This is a genomic window from Microbispora hainanensis (assembly GCF_006874475.1).
Lineage (GTDB): Bacteria > Actinomycetota > Actinomycetes > Streptosporangiales > Streptosporangiaceae > Microbispora > Microbispora hainanensis.
This window is the reverse complement of record NZ_VIRM01000010.1, coordinates 72696-91786: the sequence shown is the minus strand read 5'-3', so window position 1 is coordinate 91786 and position 19091 is coordinate 72696. Positions and strand designations below refer to the sequence as shown.

At 75.6% G+C, this 19091-nt stretch carries 16 protein-coding genes; 2 read left to right on the top strand and 14 right to left on the bottom strand.

Annotated elements, in window-relative coordinates:
* Positions 1–36: 36 nt before the first annotated feature.
* On the top strand, positions 37–594 hold the full coding sequence (locus FLX08_RS10910; RefSeq protein ID WP_142618482.1) for a YceI family protein: 558 nt from the start codon (positions 37–39) through the stop codon (positions 592–594).
* Between the two features lie 30 nt (positions 595–624).
* Positions 625–1470: an NAD-dependent protein deacetylase gene (locus FLX08_RS10905; protein ID WP_244312547.1), complete on the top strand. Its 846-nt coding sequence runs from the start codon at positions 625–627 to the stop codon at positions 1468–1470.
* Between the two features lie 47 nt (positions 1471–1517).
* On the opposite strand, the gene FLX08_RS10900 is transcribed toward FLX08_RS10905, so the two are convergent.
* The 14 genes from FLX08_RS10900 to FLX08_RS10835 all read right to left on the bottom strand — a co-directional run bounded on the left by FLX08_RS10900 (position 1518) and on the right by FLX08_RS10835 (position 19033).
* Complete coding sequence (locus FLX08_RS10900) at positions 1518–2387, bottom strand: sirohydrochlorin chelatase (RefSeq protein ID WP_142618480.1); 870 nt, start codon at positions 2385–2387, stop codon at positions 1518–1520.
* Complete coding sequence (locus FLX08_RS10895) at positions 2384–2995, bottom strand: precorrin-8X methylmutase (RefSeq protein ID WP_142618478.1); 612 nt, start codon at positions 2993–2995, stop codon at positions 2384–2386. Before FLX08_RS10895 ends, FLX08_RS10900 begins: the two co-directional genes overlap by 4 nt.
* Positions 2956–4071 carry a HoxN/HupN/NixA family nickel/cobalt transporter gene (locus FLX08_RS10890; protein WP_208761381.1) on the bottom strand — a complete coding sequence of 372 codons (1116 nt, stop codon included), beginning with the start codon at positions 4069–4071 and terminating at the stop codon, positions 2956–2958. Before FLX08_RS10890 ends, FLX08_RS10895 begins: the two co-directional genes overlap by 40 nt.
* Entirely contained in the window at positions 4068–4292 is a 225-nt protein-coding gene (locus FLX08_RS10885; RefSeq protein WP_142618474.1) for a 4Fe-4S binding protein, read from the bottom strand. Before FLX08_RS10885 ends, FLX08_RS10890 begins: the two co-directional genes overlap by 4 nt.
* Positions 4271–6043: a precorrin-3B C(17)-methyltransferase gene (gene cobJ / locus FLX08_RS10880; RefSeq protein WP_142618472.1), complete on the bottom strand. Its 1773-nt coding sequence runs from the start codon at positions 6041–6043 to the stop codon at positions 4271–4273. The genes FLX08_RS10885 and cobJ overlap by 22 nt, the downstream gene beginning before the upstream one ends.
* A complete protein-coding gene (gene cbiE / locus FLX08_RS10875) occupies positions 6040–7215 on the bottom strand; it encodes a precorrin-6y C5,15-methyltransferase (decarboxylating) subunit CbiE (protein WP_142618651.1) in 1176 nt (391 codons plus the stop codon). The genes cobJ and cbiE overlap by 4 nt, the downstream gene beginning before the upstream one ends.
* A 5-nt stretch (positions 7216–7220) precedes the next feature.
* A complete protein-coding gene (locus tag FLX08_RS10870; RefSeq protein WP_142618470.1) occupies positions 7221–8438 on the bottom strand; it encodes a cobalt-precorrin-5B (C(1))-methyltransferase in 1218 nt (405 codons plus the stop codon).
* Positions 8435–9220 carry a precorrin-4 C(11)-methyltransferase gene (gene cobM / locus FLX08_RS10865; protein ID WP_244312545.1) on the bottom strand — a complete coding sequence of 262 codons (786 nt, stop codon included), beginning with the start codon at positions 9218–9220 and terminating at the stop codon, positions 8435–8437. The genes FLX08_RS10870 and cobM overlap by 4 nt, the downstream gene beginning before the upstream one ends.
* 83 nt (positions 9221–9303) lie before the next feature.
* On the bottom strand, positions 9304–10038 hold the full coding sequence (gene cobI / locus FLX08_RS10860) for a precorrin-2 C(20)-methyltransferase (protein WP_142618468.1): 735 nt from the start codon (positions 10036–10038) through the stop codon (positions 9304–9306).
* Positions 10035–11378 (bottom strand): cobyrinic acid a,c-diamide synthase CobB, encoded by a 1344-nt coding sequence (locus FLX08_RS10855; RefSeq protein WP_142618466.1) that lies wholly within the window; start codon positions 11376–11378, stop codon positions 10035–10037. Before FLX08_RS10855 ends, cobI begins: the two co-directional genes overlap by 4 nt.
* A gap of 7 nt (positions 11379–11385) precedes the next feature.
* A complete protein-coding gene (cobO, locus tag FLX08_RS10850; protein WP_142618464.1) occupies positions 11386–12000 on the bottom strand; it encodes a cob(I)yrinic acid a,c-diamide adenosyltransferase in 615 nt (204 codons plus the stop codon).
* Complete coding sequence (locus FLX08_RS10845; RefSeq protein ID WP_142618462.1) at positions 12001–13989, bottom strand: putative cobaltochelatase; 1989 nt, start codon at positions 13987–13989, stop codon at positions 12001–12003.
* Positions 13986–17537: a cobaltochelatase subunit CobN gene (gene cobN, locus FLX08_RS10840; protein ID WP_244312544.1), complete on the bottom strand. Its 3552-nt coding sequence runs from the start codon at positions 17535–17537 to the stop codon at positions 13986–13988. Before cobN ends, FLX08_RS10845 begins: the two co-directional genes overlap by 4 nt.
* Entirely contained in the window at positions 17534–19033 is a 1500-nt protein-coding gene (locus FLX08_RS10835; protein WP_244312543.1) for a cobyric acid synthase, read from the bottom strand. Before FLX08_RS10835 ends, cobN begins: the two co-directional genes overlap by 4 nt.
* Between the last annotated feature and the right edge of the window lie 58 nt (positions 19034–19091).

Below are 19091 nucleotides of genomic sequence, written 5' to 3'. Positions count from 1 at the left end.
GACATTCCCCGGCCGTTCCGCGGGAATGCCCACCAAATGGACGTCGAGGCGGGCACGTACGCGTTGGGGCCGAGGTCCGGCCGGCTCCTGGTCCTCACCGGGCGCGCCGGACTGGGCGCCAAGGCCGGGCACGATCTGACGATCGAGGTCACCCGGTGGCGGGGTGAGGCCGTGGTGAGGCCGGACGACCCGGCGAGCTGCCGGGTGACGGCGGAGGCCGAGGTGGCCTCGATGCGAGTCAGGGAGGGCACGGGCGGGGTGAAGCCGCTCACCGACTCCGACCGCGTCGAGATCGAGAAGAACATGCGCGAGAAGGTCCTCAAAGCGGATCGACACCCTCTGGTCACGTTCCGGTCGACCCGCGTCGAGGGGGATCCCGACGCGTTCCACATCGAGGGGGATTTGACCATCGCAGGCGTCACGCGGCCGGTCACGGTGTACGGCGCGCTCGCGGAGGGACGGGCACGCGGCCGGGCGACCGTCGTGCAGTCCCAGTGGGGCATCCGCCCCTACACCGCGTTTTTCGGAGCGCTCAAGCTGCGCGACGAGGTCGAGGTCATCTTCGACGTACGGCTGGGGGAGGGGCGGGGCTGACCTGTGCGCAGGTTGGGGCACCATGGATGCGTGACTGTGGCACACGACGCGGGGATTGCCGAGCGGCTGGGACTGTTGACCGATCTCGTGGCCGACGGCGAGGTGGTGATCCTCAGCGGGGCCGGCCTGTCGACCGAGTCGGGGATCCCGGACTACCGCGGAGAGACCGGACGCAGGCGCAGGGCCGAGCCGATGACCTACCAGAGGTTCGTGAGCAGCGCCCCCGCCCGCAGGCGCTACTGGGCGCGCAGCCACCTTGGGTGGCGTCACATCGTGGACGCCACGCCCAATGCCGGGCACCGGGCGGTCGCCGAGCTGCAGCGTCGTGGCCTGGTCGCGGGGATCATCACGCAGAACGTGGACGGCCTGCACCAGGCGGCGGGCGCGCGCGAGGTCGTCGAACTGCACGGCAGCCTGCACCGGGTGCGCTGCCTGGGCTGCGGCCAGCGCAGCTCCCGGGAGGCGCTCGACCGGCGCCTGCGGGCGGCCAACCCCGGCTGGCAGGCCAGCTCCGAGATGATCAACCCGGACGGTGACGCCGTCCTGGACGCGGACGAGATCGAGACGTTCCGCACCGTGGACTGCGGGGGCTGCGGCGGCGTGCTCAAGCCCGACGTGGTGTTCTTCGGCGAGAACGTGCCGCCGTCACGGGTCGATGAGTGCTACGCGCTGACCGAGCGGGCCGGTCTGCTGCTCGTCCTCGGGTCCTCGCTGACCGTCATGTCGGGCTACCGGTTCGTCCGGCGCGCCGCCGCCCGCTCGATTCCCGTCGCGATCATCAACCAGGGGCCCACCCGGGGCGACGGGGAGGCGCTGATGACCTTCGACGCCCCGCTCGGCGCGACCCTCACCACCATTCTGCGGAGCATCTCCTAGCCGGCAGCGCCTCCTAGCCGGCAGCGCCTCCTAGCCGGCAGCGCCTCCTAGGCGTGCACGTGCGCCGGGTCGTCCGGATGGTGGTGCGGATGCTGTGCGGCGCCCACCCGGTGCTCGTGGCCCGGCAGCGGCACCCGGTAGAGGCAGGTGTCGCAGTTCATCCGGATGTCGCCGCGCAGCGCCTCGTGGTAGCGCTCCAGCACGAGGCCGGCCAGCGCGGGCGCGGGCCCGATCACGTCGGCGCAGCGCACGTCGACCTCGGGGTGCGCCGCGGCCCACTCTCGTGCCTGCGCGGCCGTACGGTCCGGGAGCACGCCGCTGAACAGGAAGTAGGGCAGGACGACGATCCGGCGGGCGCCGAGCAGCCGGGCCCGTTCGAGCGCGGCCGGCACGCCGGGATCGGCGAGGCTGATGAACGCGGGCTCGACGCCGGCCAGGCCGCGACCCTCCCACAGCAGCCGGGCCACCTTGACGTGCTCGGCGTTCGCATCGGGGTCGGAGGAGCCGCGGCCGACGAGCACGACGGTCGTCTCCGGGCGCTCGGACGGGTCGAGCACCGCGTCGAGCCGCTCGTCGAGCAACTGGAGCAGGGTGGGGTGCGGCCCGAGTGGCCTGCCGTACGCGTAGCCGAGGCCGGGGTGGCGGAGCGCCTCCCGGCGCAGCGCGGCGGGCACGTCGCCCTTGGCGTGCCCGGCCGCGACCAGCACGAGCGGAACCACGCCGAGTCTGGTGTGCCCGGCATCGGTCAGCGTCGCGACCGCCGCACGCAGCGGCGGGTAGGACAGTTCGATGAACCCGCCGGCGACCGGGACGGGGGAGCGGGCGGCCACCTCCTCGACCAGGAGGTGGAAGCCGCGGACTCCGGCCGCGTCCCGCGTGCCGTGGCCGACGAGGAGCAGCGCCGGCGAGCCGGTCATAGTGAATCCTCCCAGTACAGAAGTGCGTTGACGGCGGCGGCGGCGACCGCAGAACCGCCCTTCTCACCGCGGTTGCTGACCGCGGGCAGTCCCGACGCGCGCAGGGCGGCCTTGCTCTCGGCCGCGCCGACGAACCCGACGGGCAGGCCGACGACGAGCGCAGGGCGGACGCCGAGGCGCAGGATCTCCTCCAGCGCGGTGGGAGCGTTGCCCACGGCCCACACCGCCCCCGGGCCCACCTCGTCGTACGCCAGGTGGACGGCGGCGGCGCTGCGGGTCAGGCCGTCCCGCGCGACGGCCCGCCGTACGTGGCAGACGGGCGCGACGGCGGTGATCCCGGCCGCGACCATCTCGACGTCGGTGACCACGGGGGCCCCGGCGCGCAGGGCGTCGGCGGCCCGCCGCAGGTCCTCCTCGGCGGAGACGACGAGGGCGGTCAGGTAGTCGAGGTCGGCGCTCGCGTGGATGACCCGCTCGGTCACGGCCCGGGTCAGCGGCGGCAGGCCGGAGGTGTCGGCCCGGGAGCGCAGGATCTCGTACGACCGCGCCTCGATGGGGTGCACGATCCTCACTCCGCGTACCTCCGGCCGAGCCCGGACAGCCGCCATACGAGGGCGGCGCCCGCCCAGACGACGGCGAACGCGGCGACGATGGCGTAACCGAGCATCTCGAAGTGCTCGGCGAGCGACGCATACGCCGCGAGCGGCCCGCCGAGCCCACCGAGCCCACCGAGACCGCCGATCCCGCCGAGACCGCCGCGCGCGCCGGTCCCGGCGGCAGCCTCGGTCAGGAGCCCCGCGAGGTAGACGCTCGCGATGAAGGCCGCCACGACGACGGTCATCCCGGTCGTGGCCGCGTTGTAGTAGAGCCGCCGGGCGGGGCTGCGGTGCGCCCAGGAGTAGGCGCGCGACATCAGCAGGCTGTCGGCGGTGTCGCAGGCGGTCATCCCGGCCGCGAACAGCAGGGGCAGGGTCAGCACCGCGAGGGCGGGCAGCCCGCCCTGCGCCGCCGTACCGGCCGATAGCGCGAGCAACGTGACCTCGCTGGCGGTCTCCAGGCCGAGCCCGAACAGGATGCCGACGGGATACATGTGCCACGACGACCGGATCAGCCCGCGTGCCCGGCGGCCGAGCATCCGGTTGAGCAGGCCGCGGTTGAGCAGCAGCAGCTCCAGCTCGTCCCGGTCGAGTGTGCCGCGCGTCATCCGGCGCCACAGGCCGATCACCCCGGCCAGGACGAGGGCGTTGAGCACGGCGACGAGCAGCAGGAACGACATGGCGACCACCTGGGACACCACGCCGCCGACGTGCCGGAACTCCTCGACGCCGTCCCCGGCCGCCGCCGCTCCTGCGGCGGCCGCGACGATCATGGCGAGCACCAGGACGACGGTCGAGTGGCCCAGGGCGAAGAAGAAGCCGACGCCGACGGGACGGCGGCCCCGCTGCATCATCAGCCGGGTCGTGTCGTCGATGGCGGCGATGTGGTCGGCGTCGAAGGCGTGGCGGATGCCGAGGCTGTAGGCGAGCGTCCCGGCGCCCGCGAACGCCCCGGCCCCGGCCAGGCCGTTCGCGTAGTAGAGGTAGAGCGCCCAGCCCGCGATGTGCAGGGCGGCGACGACGGCGACGATGCCGCCGATCCTGGCCCGTTCGCGGGGCGTCCAGGCCCCATGGGTTTCGACACTCACACCCGCACCTCCAGTACGGCGTCGACGGGGCATACCTCGGCGCACTCGCCGCAGCGGGTGCACCGGCTGTCGAGCACGACGAGCGAAACGCCGGATCCCTGCTGATCACTGGGCCGCTCACTGGGCCGCTCACTGGGCCGGATGGCGTGCTCGGGACAGGTGAGCAGGCAGGCGCCGCACCCGGCGCACGCCTCGGTGACTAGGTAGGCGAGGGCTGCCACGCGTACCCCCTCGGCGTCACGAAGCGGCCCGCCACGATCCTGCTGGACGTGGCGCCGACGATCACGAGGCTGCGCATGGTCACCGTGGACACGTCGAGCCCGCCGAGCGTGGTCAGCGCGACGCTCTCCCCGGGCCGGCTCGCGTCGGTCACCACGCCGGCCGGTGTGTCCGGTCCGCGCCGTTCGGCGAGGATCTCCAGCGCCCGGGGAAGCTGCCGGTCGCGCCCGCGCGAGCGGGGGTTGTAGAAGGCAACGACGAGGTCGGCGTCGGCCGCCGCCCGCACCCGCCGTTCGATCGCCTCCCACGGCGTGTGCAGGTCGGACAGGCTGATCGCGCAGTGGTCGTGGCCGAGCGGCGCGCCGAGCAGCGCACCGGCGGCGAGCATGGCGGTCACCCCCGGCACGCCGACCACGTCGAAGGTGTCGTCCGCGAACTCCGCGCCTGCCAACTCCAGTGCGGGGGCGGCCATCGCGTAGACGCCCGCGTCGCCGCTGCCGACGAGCGCGACCGCGTGTCCCTCGCTCGCGAGCCGTACGGCGGTGCGGGCGCGTTCCTCCTCCGCGCCGAGGCCCGACTCGACGACGTGTGTGCCGGGGCGCAGCAGGTCGCGGATCTGGTCGACGTACTGGTCGAGGCCGACGAGGTAGCCGCAGCGGCGCACCTCGGCGACGGCGCGCGGGGTCATCAGGTCGCGGGCGCCGGGGCCGAGGCCGACGATGGCCAGCCTGCCGCGGGGCCGCAGCCGGGCGACGGCCGCGGTCGCCATCGCCGACCTGCGCTTGGGCACCACGAGCTCGCCGCCGTCGGCGAGGGCGGCGGCCTCGGCCACGCTGGGGGTGCCGACCGCCCGGCGGACGACCTCGCTGGGGTGCGGCACCTCGACCCGGGCGAGCCGTTCGGCGGGGTGGGTGACGAGCGGCACGCCGAGCGTGCGGGCGGCCTCGACGATCCCGGCCTCGTCCGCCTTCACGTCGGCGGTGGCGAGGCGCGCGACCGAGCGGGGCGACAGCCCGGCCTCGGCGAGCGCGTCATGGATCAGCGCGAGGACCTCCCCGGCGGCGACGCCCCGGCTCGCGCCGACGCCGACGACGAGGCTCGGCGGCCGGACGACGACGGCGGGGCGCGGCGGATCGACGAGGCGGTCGGTCACCAGCACACACGGGGGACGCGGCGTGTCCGACACGGTCACGGGCAGGGGCGGCAGCGGCCACGTGGCGTCGGCGGTGAGCGTCACGCCCTCACCGTCGAGCGGCCCGTCGGGTGGGCCTTCGGAGAGGCCGTCGAGCAGGCCGTCGAGCAGGCCGTCGAGCAGGCCGTCGAGCATGGCACGGGTCACGGCCGCCACGTCGCCCTCGACCGGCAGGCCGAGCGTGTCGAGCGCGCCCGTCCCGGTGGCGTCGGTCGCGGTGGTGACGACGGGCGTCGCACCGAGCACGTCGGCGACCTCGTGCGCGAGCCGGTTGGAGCCCCCGCTGTGATCAACGCCGTGACCGCCGATCAGGGCCACGGCGAAGCGGCGTGCCTCATCAACGCAGACCACCCCGGGGTCGTGGTGCTTGCCGCCCAGCAGCGGGGCGATCAGCCGTACGGTGGCGCCGGTGGCGAGGAAGCACACGATGCGGTCGCATTCGCGCCAGGCCCGCGCCAGGTCGCCCACGGGATACGACCGGGTGTGCGGCCACGCCCGCTCCAGCAGCGCGGCGGCGGCCCGGCCGGCCTTGGTCGCGGTGACCAGTCCGACAACCGTCATCGATGCCCCCAGACGAGAAAGACGGGATTGGCGGCCACGAGCCTGGTCGCGCCGTCCGGCAGCGCGCCGAACCTGCTCGCCGCCAGCGACACGCCCCCGACCTCGTACGACGCCGCGGCCAGCGCGTCACGTACGGCGGGCAGCCGGTCGACGGCGGCGAGCGCGGCGACCACGGCCCGCGCGCCGACGGCCGCCACGTGGCTCACCACGCCAGGCCCGCCCCCGCCCACGAACACGGCGTCCGGTGCGGGGAGCCCGGTCAGGCAGCCGGGGGCCGCGTCGTGCACCACGCGCACCTCGACGCCGTACGCCGCGGCGTTGCGGCGCGTGCGGTCGCACTGGGCGGGGTCGCGGTCGACGGCGACGACGGCGGCGCCGAAGCGGGCCGCCTCGACCGCCACGGAACCGCTGCCGCAGCCGAGGTCCCACACCAGGTCGCCCACGCGGGGACCGAGATGCGCGAGGGCCAGCGCCCGCACCTCCGCCTTGGTGATCATGCCGTCGCGGTGCTCGAAGCGCTCCTCGGGCAGGCCCCACCGTTCCGGAGCCGGGCCCGGGGGCGCGGCCCAGCCGCGCGGAGACGGGCCGTCCACCAGGGACAGCACCACGTTGGGGTCGGCCCACTTCCTCCCGGCGGCCTCGCCGGGCGTGCACGCGGTGATCCGCTGTTCGGCGGCCCCGAGGCGTTCGGCGACCAGGAGACGGCGCGGCCAGCCGCGCAGGGCCGCGCCGATCTCGGCGGGCCCCGCGCCGGGGGCGGTGAGCACGGCGACCTTCGCCAGCGCCCGGCACGTGTTGACCGCCCGGCGGGGGTCGCGCCCGTGCGCGCTCACCACGACGGCGTCGTCCCAGTTGAGCCCGGCCAGGCCGAAGGCCGCCGCGACCGAGGAGACGGCGGGCGCGACCTCGACGTCCAGGCCGTGCTCGCGCAGCAGGCGGACGAGGCCGAAGAACCCGGGGTCGCCCGAGGCGAGCACGACCGCGGGGCCGTCGTGGCCCGTGAGGGCCCGCACGCCCGCCGTGACGTTCCCCAGCACCACGCGTTCCGCCTGCCGGGGGACGGGCAGCGCGTCCAGGTGGCGGGCGGCGCCGGCGACCAGCGTCGCCTCGGCCAGCCGCGCGGCCGCCCAGGAGGCGAGCGGCCGTCCGTCGACGCCGATGACCGTCACCATCCGCGTCACCACCCGCGTCCCTCCGCGCTGGAGGCGACCGGCGCGTGCCCGTCCGGATCGACCATGATCACCGACGCGGTGAGCGCGCCGTCGCAGAACCGCTCCAGCACGTCCTTGACCCGGGTGCACAGCACCCGCCCGGCGGGTTCGAGCAGCCCGGCGGCCTCCCACAGCTCGTACGCGTGCCGGGCGGTGTTGGCCTCGGCGACCCGCCCTGCCAGGGCCTCGTCGCCGCCGGCCTCCCGGGTCACCCGGGCCAGCAGGTCCTTGTCGATCTTCGACCGGGTGTAGTGGGTCATGAGCACGCCGGCCGCGAGCTTGGTCAGCTTGCCGGCCATGCCGACGAACAGCACGTCGGTCAGCCCCGCGTCGACGGCCCGGCGCAGCGCGGCCCCGGTGAAGTCGCCGACCTCGACGAAACACACGGCGGGCAGGTCGGGCCGCAGCCGCATCGCGGCGCGGTCGGTGCGCCCGCCCGTGGACAGCACGAGCGTGCGCTCGCCCTGCGCGGCCATCACGTCGATGGCCTGGACGACCGAGGAGCGCCACGACTCGGTGGAGAACGGCCGCACGATCCCGGTCGTGCCGAGGATCGAGATGCCGCCGAGGATGCCGAGCCTGGCGTTGGTGGTCTTGCGGGCCATCCGCTCGCCCTCGGGCACGCTGATGATCACGCGGACGCCGCGCAGTCCCAGGTCGACGACCTCGCCGACGGCCTGGGTGATCTGCGCCCGGGGCACCGGGTTGATGGCCGGGCCGCCGACCTCCAGGCCGAGGCCCGGCCGGGTGACCACACCGACGCCGACGCCGCCGTCCAGTTCGATGCCGGCCTCGGGCCGCCACGACACGGTCGCGGTCAGGTGCGCGCCGTGGGTCACGTCGGGGTCGTCCCCCGCGTCCTTGACGACGACGGCCGTGGCCTTCGCGTCCGCCACGTCGTACGAGTCGACGGGCAGCGTCACCCGGCCGCCGCCCGGCAGCGGCGTGTCCACCGTGGACGGGGTGTCGCCGTGCGCGAGCGCGATGCTGGCGGCCTTGGCGGCGGCGGCGCCGCAGGTGCCGGTCGTCCAGCCGGTGCGCAGTGCCCGCTTGCGCACCCGCATCGTGCGCGGCAGGTCGGGCTCGCGCAGTTCGGGACCGTGCAGTTCGGGACCGTGCAGATCCGGACCGTGCAGATCCGGACCGTGCAGATCCGGACCGTGCAGATCCGGAGCTTCGCTCATCGCGAACCTCGCAGTTCGCGCCGGGCTGCCGGGTCGGACCGGCGGTGGCCGTGGAAGTGCCCGGGGTGATAGAGATGCGAGCGCGTGCCGTGAGCCTCCAGCGCGGGCCCGACCAGCACCAGCGTGTGCTTCCACAGCCGATGGGCGCGCACGGTCGCCGCCAGCTCGTCCAGGCGGCAGTGCAGCACGAGCTCGTCCTCCCACGTGACCCGGTAGCCGACCACGCACGGCGTTCCGGGCGGGTAGCCGCCCGCCAGCAGCTCCTCCTGCAACCGGCCCGCGCGGGCCGCCGACAGGAACAGCGCCATCGTCGTGCCGTGCGCGGCGAACTCGCGCACGGTCTCGCCCTCGGGCATGGGCGTCTTGCCGCCCTCCAGGCGGGTGAGCACGACCGACTGCGCGACCTCGGGCACGGTCAGCTCCCGCCGTACGGCGGCGGCGACGGCGGTGAAGCTGGACACCCCCGGCACGATCCCGGTCTCCAGCCCGAGCGCGGCGCACCGGTCGAGCTGCTCCTGGACCGCCCCCCACAAGGCCGGGTCGCCGGAGTGCACGCGGGCCACGCGCAGACCGTCGCGGGCCGCCTCCTCATACAGGGCGACGACCTCCTCCAGGGACACGGCGGCGGAGTCGACCACCCGGGCGCCGTCGCGGACGTGATCGAGCACGCCGGGATGGACCAGGCTGGAGGCCCAGATCACGACGTCGGCCTCGGCGATGGCCGCCGCGCCGCGCAGCGTGAGCAGGTCGGGCGCGCCCGGCCCCGCCCCGACGAAAGTCACCTTGCCCCTCAAAGCAGGCCCCTCCAAAGCGGGCCCCTCCAAAGCGGGCCCCTCCAAAGCGGGCCCCTCCAAAGCGGGCCCGCTCACAGCCGGCCTCCCCGCCTCGTACGCTTCCGGGTCACCAGCAGCGCGGACAGGTAGGGCCCGGCCTCGTCCGGATCGAGCCCGGCGGCGGGCCGCACGTCCTCCTCCGGCAGCCCGAGCGACGCCCCGTAGACCGCGCCGGCCATACGGCCGGAGTCGCGGACGGCGGCCAGGACCTGGGGCAGCATGCGTCCTCCCTTGTAGGCGACGACGGTGTCGTGGGCGTCGAGCGCCCCGCGCAGGGCGTCGAGCCCCGCCGTCAGCGGCATCAGCGCGAGCGACTCGCGGCCCTCGACCAGGACGGTGCCGCTGCTCGCGGCGAGCGCCTGCATCGCGGTGATGCCGGGAACCGTGCGGACCTCCACCTCCGGCACGAGCCCGCGCACGGTCTCGGCCAGATAGGTGAAGGTGCTGTAGACGTTGGGGTCGCCGATCGTCGCGAACGCGACCGTCCGCGCGCCGGTGTCGTAGGCGGCGGCGACGGCCGCGCCCGCCGCGTCCCAGGCGGCGGCGCGGCGCGGCCCACTGCCCGGAGGATCGGTGAGGGCGAACTCCAGACGCAGCACGTCCCGCCCGGTGTGGGCGCGGACGATCCGCTCGGCGCGGCCCTCCTCGCCGGTGTCGGCGACCGGCACCACCACGACGTCCGCCTCGCGCAGCACGCGCACGGCCTTCACCGTCACCAGGTCGGGGTCGCCCGGGCCGACGCCCACCCCGGTCAGCACGGGCCTCATGCGGCGCCCTCCGAAACGGCCGCCCGCACGAGCTCGCGGGCCAGGCGCGGCGCGCCCGCCCAGTGGGGGTGGAGGTAGGAGGCGTGCACGCCGCCCCGGACGAACCCCTCCCGCTTCGGCAGCACGTACGCCGGGGACTCGCCGGCGGGCGGGGAGCAGACCGTGCGGTGGAACTCGTGCGCGCGCACGACGGTGCCGTCGGGCCGTACGGCCTCGCGGTAGCCGAGCGTCAGCCGGTCGGTCATCCGCGCCTGGGCCGGCAGCACGCCGCACATCGGCGCGCCGTCGAGCGAGGCGGCCAGGTAGAGCAGGCCCGCACACTCCGCGACGATCGGCGCGCCGCATGCCGCCAGCCGCGCGACCTGCTCCCGCAGCGGCGTGTTGGCGGCCAGGCCGGCGGCGTGGACCTCGGGGAACCCGCCGCCGATCACCAGGGCCCGGGTGCCGGGCGGCAGCGCCTCGTCGCGCAGCGGATCGACGTACGCCACCTCGGCCCCGGCGGCGGCCAGCAGTTCGGCCGTCTCGGCGTAGGAGAACGTGAACGCGGCACCGGCGGCCACCGCGACCACGGGCCGGCCGGACACCGGGGTTCCCACCGCGTCGGCGGCCGACCAGGGCACGGCCGCGAGCGGGGGCGCCGCCGAGGCCAGGCGCAGCACGAGATCGAGGTCGCAGTGCCGTGCGACCAGGGCCCCGAGGGCGGCGACGGCCCGCCGGGCCCGCGTGTCGCGCTCGGCGGCGGGCACCAGGCCGAGGTGCCGCGACGGAACGTGCACGGCCGCCTCACGCGGCAGGGCTCCCACCACTGGAATGCCCAGGGGACGCAGCGCCTCGCGGAGGATCTCCTCGTGGCGGGCCGAGCCCACCCGGTTGAGCACCACCCCGGCGATCCGTACGGACCGGTCGAAGGTGGCGAAGCCGTGCACGAGGGCCGCGACGGACGCCGCCTGGGACGACGCGTCCACCACGAGCAGCACGGGCGCGCCGAGCAGGCGGGCGACGTGCGCGGTCGACGCCTCGGAGGCCGACCCCTGACCGTGGGTGAAGCGCCCGTCGAAGAGGCCCATCACGCCTTCGACGATCGCCACGTCCGCGCCGCGTGCCCCGTGCGCGAACAGCGGGGCGATCAGGTCCTCCCCGGTGAGGAACGCGTCGAGGTTGCGGCCGGGGCGGCCGGTGGCGAGCGCGTGATAGCCGGGGTCGATGTAGTCGGGGCCCGCCTTGTGCGGCGAGACGGCCAGGCCCCGCGCGGTCAGCGCCGCCATCAGCCCGGTCGCCACGGTGGTCTTGCCCGCGCCGGAGGCGGGGGCGGCGACGACGAGCCGGGGGATCGTCACCATGCGAGCGTCACCATTCGATGCCCCTCTGGCCCTTCTGTCCCGCGTCCATCGGGTGCTTGATCTTGGTCATCTCCACCACGAGGTCGGCGGCCTCGACCAGGCGCGGATCGGCGTCCCTGCCGGTGATCACCACGTGCTGGCGGCCGGGCCGGGCGCGCAGGGTCGCGACGACGTCGTCCACGTCGAGCCAGCCCCACTTCATCGGATAGGTGAACTCGTCCAGGACGTACAGGCCGTAGGCCTCGGCGGCGAGGTCGCGCCTGATCTGCGCCCAGCCCTCGCGGGCATCGGCGGCGTGGTCGGCCTCGGCGCCGGGCCGCTGGATCCACGACCAGCCCTCGCCCATCTTGTGCCAGGTCACCGGGCCGCCCTCGCCGGTCTGCTCGTGCAGGCGGCCGAGGGCGCGCAGCGCGGCCTCCTCGCCGACCCGCCACTTGGCGCTCTTGACGAACTGGAACACCCCGACGGGCCAGCCCTGGTGCCAGGCGCGCAGCGCCAGGCCGAACGCGGCCGTCGACTTCCCCTTCATCTCCCCGGTGTGCACGATGACCAGCGGGCGGTTGCGCCGCTCGCGCGTGGTCAGCCCGTCGTCCGGCACGCCGGCCGGCCTGCCCTGCGGCATCTACGCCACCCTCCTGACGTCACGCACGACCGCGGCCAGGTGGTCGGCCGCCAGTTCCTCCAGCCGGATCGCGGTCCCGCCGAGCGCGGCGGCGAGCCGCCCTGCCAGGCCGAGCCGTACGGGGCCGTGCTCGCAGTCGACGACGACGCTCGCGACCCCGGCGAGCCGCCGGGCCGCGGAGACCGGGTCGGGGCCGGAGGTGTGCCGCCCGTCGGTGACGACCACGAGCAGCGGACGGCGGCGGGGGTCGCGCAGCCGCTCGGCGGCCAGCACCCGTCCGGCCCGGCGCAGCCCGGCGGCCAGCGGGGTGCGCCCGCCGGTGGCGAGCCGGGCCAGCCGGCCGGAGGCCAGATCGACGCTGGAGGTCGGCGGCAGCGCGACGGTCGCCTCCGCGCCCCGGAAGGTCACCAGCCCGACCTTGTCGCGGCGCTGGTAGGCGTCGAGCAGCAGGGACAGCACGGCGCCCTTCACCGCGCGCATCCGCGAACGCGCGGCCATCGAGCCGCTCGCGTCCACGCAGAAGAGCACGAGGTTCGACTCGCGCCCCTCGCGCAGGGATTCGCGCAGGTCCTCGCGGCGCAGCACCAGGCCGGAACCGTCCCGGCCCCGGCCGCGCCCACGCTGGTGCGGCGCGGCGGCGGCCAGCGTCGCCGCCAGGTCGAGCCGGCGCAGCCGCCCGTCCGGGGTGCGGGCGCCTACGGTGCGCCCGGACTCTCCGGTCGTGCGTCCGCGCCGTCCGGCGGGCCCGCCCCGGCCTGCCGCCTCCGGCGCGAGGAGCCGGGTGCGGTAGGGGGCCCCAGGGTTCACGGGGGCAGGATTCACGGGCGCCTCGTTTACGGGTGCCTGCTCGCCACCCCCGCCCGAGGGCCCACCGTCATCCGGCCCGTCGTCCGGCCCGTCGTCCGGCCCGTCGTCCGGCCCCTTATCCGGCGCGCCGCCCTCGGACGAAGTCTCCGACAACGCCTGCTCCAGCCGCTCCTCGTCGAGTCCTTGGCCGCCCGGACCATCGAAGGGACTGTCGAACGGGTCGTCGAACGGGTCGCGGCGGCGCCGGTGGGGGAGCGCGAGACGCGCGGCCGTCCGGACGTCGTCGGAGGTGACCTCGTCCCTGCCCTCCCAGGCGGCCAGGGCGACGGCCGTACGCGCCATCACGAGGTCGGCCCGCATCCCCTCGACGTCGAAGGCCGCGCACACCGCCGTGATCTTCCGCAGCGCGTCGTCGGGAAGCGCCACGGCGGGCAGCCGCTCGCGCGCCGCCGCGATCCGCATGGCGAGGTCGCGCTCGCTGCCGGCGTACGCGGCGGCGAAGCCGGCCGGGCCGGCGTCGAAGGCGAGGCGGCGGCGCACCACCTCCGCCCGCTCGGCCGGGTCGCGGGAGGCGCGCACCTCGACGGCCAGGCCGAACCGGTCGAGCAACTGCGGGCGCAGCTCGCCCTCCTCCGGGTTCATCGTGCCGACCAGCAGGAAGCGGGCCGCGTGGCGGATCGACACGCCCTCGCGCTCCACGTGGGCCACGCCCATCGCCGCCGCGTCGAGCAGCAGGTCGACCAGGTGGTCGTGGAGCAGGTTGACCTCGTCCACGTAGAGCACGCCTCGGTGGGCCGCCGCCAGCAGGCCCGGCTCGTACGCCTTGACGCCCTCGGTCAGCGCCCGCTCCAGGTCGAGCGATCCGGCCACGCGGTCCTCCGACGCGCCCACCGGCAGTTCCACCAGCCGGGCCGGGCGCGGGTGCGGGGCCAGGCCGCTCGCGTGCGGGCCGTCCGGGCACGACGGGTCGGGCGCGGCGGGGTCGCAGGAGAACCGGCAGCCCGCGACCACCGCCACCCGGGGCAGCAGGGCCGCGAGCGACCGCACCACGGTCGACTTCGCCGTGCCCTTCTCGCCCCGCACGAGCACGCCGCCGATCGCGGGCGACACCGCGTTGAGCAGCAGCGCCAGCTTGAGGTCGTCGTGCCCGACGACCGCGCTGAACGGGTATCCCACGGTCACTTGCCCGCCTCCAGGTCGCCTTCCATCTCCAGGTATGTCGCCCGCAGCCCGTCGAGGGTCTCCGGCGACGGCTCGGCCCACAGGCCGCGGTCGGCCGCCTCCAGCAGCCGTTCGGCGATGCCGCGCAGCGCCCAGGGGTTGGACGCCCGCATGAACTCCCGCACCTGCGGGTCGAAGACGTAGGAGGAGGCGAGCGACTCGTACATCCAGTCGTCCACCACCCCGGCGGTGGCGTCGAACCCGAACAGGTAGTCCACCGTGGCCGCCATCTCGAACGCGCCCTTGTAGCCGTGCCGCCGCATCGCCGCGATCCAGCGCGGGTTGACCACCCGCGACCGGAACACCCGGCGCGTCTCCTCGCCCAGCGTCCGGGTGCGCACCGCGTCGGGGACGTGCGAGTCGCCCACGTACGCCGCGGGGGACCGGCCGGTCAGGTGGCGGACCATGGCCACCATCCCGCCGTGGTATTGGAAGTAGTCGTCGGAGTCGGCGATGTCGTGCTCGCGGTTGTCCTGGTTCTTGGCGGCCACGTCGATGCGCCGGAACGCCGCCTCCATGTCCGCGCGGGCCTCCCGGCCGTCGAGGCCCGCGCCGTACGCGTAGCCGCCCCACACCGCGTACACCTCGGCGAGGTCGGCGTCGTCGCGCCAGTTGCGGGCGTCGATGAGCGGCAGCAGGCCCGCGCCGTACGCGCCGGGTTTGGAGCCGAAGACGCGGCTGGTGGCGCGGCGCTCGTCGCCGTGCCGGGCGAGGTCGGCGTGGACGTGCGCGCGCAGCGGGTTGACCCCGGCGGGCTCGTCGAGCGCGGCGACCGTGCGGACGGCCTCGTCGAGCAGCGCCACGACGTGCGGGAACGCGTCGCGGAAGAATCCGCTGATCCGCACGATCACGTCGACGCGGGGGCGGCCGAGCTCCTCGGCGGGCATGACGGCGAAGCCGGTGACCCGGCGGGAGGCGTCGTCCCACTCCGGGCGCACGCCGAGCAGGGCCATGATCTCGGCGATGTCGTCGCCCTGGGTGCGCATCGCGCTGGTGCCCCAGACCGTGAGCCCGACCGTGCGCGGATGTTCGCCGGTGTCGGCGTGGTAGCGCTCGACCAGCGAGGCCGCGAGCGCCGAGCCGGTCTCCCAGGCCAGCCGTGACGGGATGGCCTTGGGATCCACGGAGTAGAAGTTGCGCCCGGTCGGCAGCACCCCGACCAGTCCCCGCGTGGGCGACCCGGAAGGACCGGCGGGCACGTATCCGCCGTCGAGCGCGTGCAGCACGTGCGCCACCTCGTCGGTCGTCCGGTCGAGCCGGGGCACGACCTCGGTCGCGGCGAAGCGCAGCACCCGGGCGGCCTCCGGGTGGTCCGTGACCCCGCCGGCCGCCGCGGGATCCCAGCCGTGGTCCTCCATGGCCTCCACCAGCCGCCGCGCCTCGGCCTCGAACGCGTCCACCTCGGCTGTGCCGGCGTCCTGGGAGAGGCCGAGGGCCTCGCGCAGGCCGGGCAGGGCCCCGGCGGCGCCGGCCCAGACCTGGCGGGCGCGCAGCACGGCGAGCACGAGGTTGACCCTGGCCTCACCGGTGTGGACCTGGCCCAGCACGTGCAGGCCGTCGCGGATCTGCGCGTCCTTGATCTCGCACAGGTAGCCGTCGACGTGCAGCAGGAAGTCGTCGAACTCCGCGTCCCGCGGCCGCTCGTCCACGTGCAGGTCGTGGTGGAGCTGGGCGGCCTGGATCAGCGTCCAGATCCGCGCCCGTACGGCCGGCAGCTTGGCCGGGTCGAGCGCGGCGACGGTGGCGTGCTCGTCCAGCAACTGCTCCAGCCGGGCGAGGTCGCCGTAGGAGTCGGCCCTGGCCATCGGCGGGATCAGGTGGTCGACGACGGTGGCGTGGGCCCGCCGCTTGGCCTGCGTGCCCTCGCCGGGGTCGTTGACGATGAACGGGTAGACCAGCGGCAGCGCGCCGAGCGCGGCGTCGGGCGCGCACGACGCCGACAGCCCGAGCCCCTTGCCCGGCAGCCACTCCAGCGTGCCGTGTTTGCCGAGGTGGACGACCGCGTGCGCGCCGAACCCGCGGGCCAGCCACCAGTACGCCGCGAGGTAGTGGTGGCTGGGCGGCAGGTCGGGGTCGTGATAGATGGCGACCGGGTTCTCGCCGAACCCCCGGGGCGGCTGGATCGCGAGCATGACGTTGCCGAACCGCAGCGCCGCGAGCACGATGTCGGTTCCGTCCACATAGAGGGAGCCCGGCGGCGGCCCCCAGTGGGCGGTCACCGCCTCGCACACATCGGCGGGCAGCGCCGCGAACCACTCCCGGTAGGCGTGCAGCGGCACGCGGGCGGGGGCCGCCTCGATCTGCTCCTCGGTGAGCCACTCCACGTCGTGGCCGCCGGCCGCGATCAGGGCGTGGATCAGGGCGTCGCCGTCGTCCGGTGCGTCGCCCACGTCATATCCGGCCGTGCGCAGGGCGCGCAGCAGCACGACGGCGGAGGCCGGGGTGTCGAGCCCGACGGCGTTGCCGACCCGCGAATGGCGCGTGGGATAGGACGACAGCACGATCGCCAGGCGCTTGTCCGCGTTCGGCACGTGGCGCAGCCGGGCGTGCGCGACCGCGAGCGCGGCCACTCGGGCGCACCGCTCGGCGTCGGCGACGTAGACCGGCACGCCGTCGGGCCCGTCCTCCTTGAACGAGAACGGCACGGTGATAAGGCGCCCGTCGAACTCGGGCACCGCCACCTGCATGGCGGCGTCCATCGGGGACAGCCCGGCGTCGGAGCCGGTCCACACGGCGCGGGGCGTGGTCAGGCACAGCGCCTGCAGCACCGGCACGTCGAGAGCGGCCAGCGCCCCGGCGTCCCAGGCGTCCTCGTCGCCCCCGGCGCTCGCGGCGGCGGCGACCGCCCCGCCCGCGGCCAGCACGGTGACGACCAGCGCGTCCACCGGCCGCAGCAGGTCGAGCAACGCGTCACCGGCCCCGCGCAGCGACCCGCAGAAGACCGGCAGCACGTCGGCGCCCGCCGCCTCGACCGCGTCGCACAGCGCGTCGACGAACGCCGTGTTGCCCGACAGCTCGTGCGCCCGGTAGTAGACCACCCCGACCAGCGGGCGGCCCTCCCGGCGGGCGCGGCCGGGTCGTACGCCGGACTCGGGCGTGGGCCGGGGCGGCGTGAAGCCCTCGCCGGTCAGCAGGAGCGTGTCGGACAGGAAGCGGCGCAGCTCCGCCAGGTTGTCCGGGCCGCCCTCGGCGAGATAGGCCAGCGCCTGCGCGGCGACCCCCGACGGCACGGTGGACAGGGCCATCAGCGCGGCGTCCGGGGTTTGCTCGCCGCCGAGCACGACGGTGGGCCGCCCGGCCGCCAGCACGGCGTCGAGCCCCTCGGGCCACGAGCGCCTGCCGCCCAGCAGGCGGACGACGACGGCGTCCACGCCGTCCACCAGGGCGGGCACGTCCTCTGCGGCCGTACGGGCGGGGTTGGCGACCCGCCAGCCGGCCCCGCTGCGGGTCGCGGCGAGCAACTCGGTGTCGGCGGTGGACAGCAGCAGCATCCTCGGGGGCATCGTCATGGGAGGTCCTCCCGCAGCGTGATCCGGGGCAGGCCGCTGGGCACGCCGCGCTCGATGAGCCGCCACACGGCCTCGGTGTCGAGGTGCTCCTCCACCAGGTCGCCCAGGGCGTCGAGGCGGGCCTCCCGGTGCGCGGCGAACGTGCCGGTCCCCGGCAGCCAGGCCCGGCCGGTGACGGCGGCCACCTCGGCGAGGAAGGCCCGGCGGAATCCGTCGCGTTCGAACAGGCCGTGCCAGGTCGTGCCCCACGCCTGCCCGGCCCGGCAGCCGTCGAGGAACGGCTCGCCGCCGTCGACGGTCACCCGGCCGTGATGGATTTGGTAGCCCGCGACCGCGTGACCACGCCACTCGCCCTCCGTGAGCGCGAGCACCTTGCCCGGTGCGTACGCCGTCCGGGCCGGCAGCAGCCCGAGGCCGGGCACCCGGCCCGCCCGGCTCTCCACCTCGTCGTCGATGACCGTGCCGAGCATCTGGTAGCCGCCGCAGATCCCGAGCACCGGGCGGCCGCCGGCGGCCCGGCGGCGCAGCGCCTCGTCCAGGCCGCGCTCGCGCAGCCAGGCGAGGTCGCCGACGGTGGCGCGGGTGCCGGGCAGCACGACGAGGTCGGCGTCGGCGAGCTCGGCGGGGGTGGTGACCAGGCGGACGCTCACCCCCGGCTCGGCGGCGAGCGCGTCGGCGTCGGTGACGTTGGACATGCGCGGCAGCCGCACGAGGGCCACGCGCAGCACGTCGCGTCCCACCGGCGCGGTGAGCAGGCCGGGACGGCTGTCGAGGTCGAGGGAGTCCTCCACGTCGAGCCACAGGCCCGAGCGCCACGGCAGCACGCCGAGGCACGGCCGGCCGGTCGCCTGCGTGAGCCAGTCGAGCCCCGGCCGCAGCAGCGCGAGGTCGCCGCGGAACTTGTTGACCACGAAGCCCGCGATGTGCCGCTGGTCGTGCCGGTCGAGCACGGCGAGGGTGCCGGCGAAGTGCGCGAGCACGCCACCCCTGTCGATGTCGCCGACCACGAGCGCCGGCAGGCCGGCGGCGCGGGCCAGGCCCATGTTGGCGATGTCGCGGTCGCGCAGGTTGACCTCGGCGGGACTGCCCGCCCCCTCGCAGATCACGACGTCGTAGCGGTGGCGCAGGCCGTCGAGCGCGTCGAGGGCGACGTCGAGCAGGCGCATCTTGTGGTCGCGGTAGGACATGGCGTCCACGTCGGCGTGCGCGCGGCCGAGCACGACGACATGGGAGTGCCGCTCGCCCGCGGGTTTGATCAGCACGGGGTTCATCGCGGCCTCGGGCTCGACCCGGGCCGCCACGGCCTGCATCGCCTGGGCCCGCCCGATCTCGCCGCCGTCGGCGGTGACCATCGAGTTGAGGGCCATGTTCTGCGCTTTGAACGGCGCGACCCGTACGCCGCGCCGGGCCAGCCACCGGCACAGGCCGGCCACCAGCACGCTCTTTCCCGCGTCGGAGGTCGTGCCCGCCACGAGCAGGCCGCCGCCGGGCGCCACGTCAACAGGTGGAGCGCGTAACCGGCAGTGAGGCGCGTCTGCGCAGGCCTGTCCGGGC

What these genes read in the sequence shown, in the direction of transcription:
- FLX08_RS10910 (WP_142618482.1), top strand. Translation starts at nt 37, where the DNA reads ATGGACGTCGAGGCGGGCACGTACGCGTTGGGGCCGAGGTCCGGCCGG.
- FLX08_RS10900 (WP_142618480.1), bottom strand. Translation starts at nt 2,387, where the DNA reads ATGACCGGCTCGCCGGCGCTGCTCCTCGTCGGCCACGGCACGCGGGAC.
- FLX08_RS10895 (WP_142618478.1), bottom strand. Translation starts at nt 2,995, where the DNA reads ATGGCGGCTGTCCGGGCTCGGCCGGAGGTACGCGGAGTGAGGATCGTG.
- cobJ (WP_142618472.1), bottom strand. Translation starts at nt 6,043, where the DNA reads ATGACGGTTGTCGGACTGGTCACCGCGACCAAGGCCGGCCGGGCCGCC.
- cbiE (WP_142618651.1), bottom strand. Translation starts at nt 7,215, where the DNA reads ATGGTGACGGTCATCGGCGTCGACGGACGGCCGCTCGCCTCCTGGGCG.
- FLX08_RS10870 (WP_142618470.1), bottom strand. Translation starts at nt 8,438, where the DNA reads ATGAGCGAAGCTCCGGATCTGCACGGTCCGGATCTGCACGGTCCGGAT.
- cobI (WP_142618468.1), bottom strand. Translation starts at nt 10,038, where the DNA reads ATGAGGCCCGTGCTGACCGGGGTGGGCGTCGGCCCGGGCGACCCCGAC.
- FLX08_RS10855 (WP_142618466.1), bottom strand. Translation starts at nt 11,378, where the DNA reads ATGGTGACGATCCCCCGGCTCGTCGTCGCCGCCCCCGCCTCCGGCGCG.
- cobO (WP_142618464.1), bottom strand. Translation starts at nt 12,000, where the DNA reads ATGCCGCAGGGCAGGCCGGCCGGCGTGCCGGACGACGGGCTGACCACG.
- cobN (WP_244312544.1), bottom strand. Translation starts at nt 17,537, where the DNA reads ATGACGATGCCCCCGAGGATGCTGCTGCTGTCCACCGCCGACACCGAG.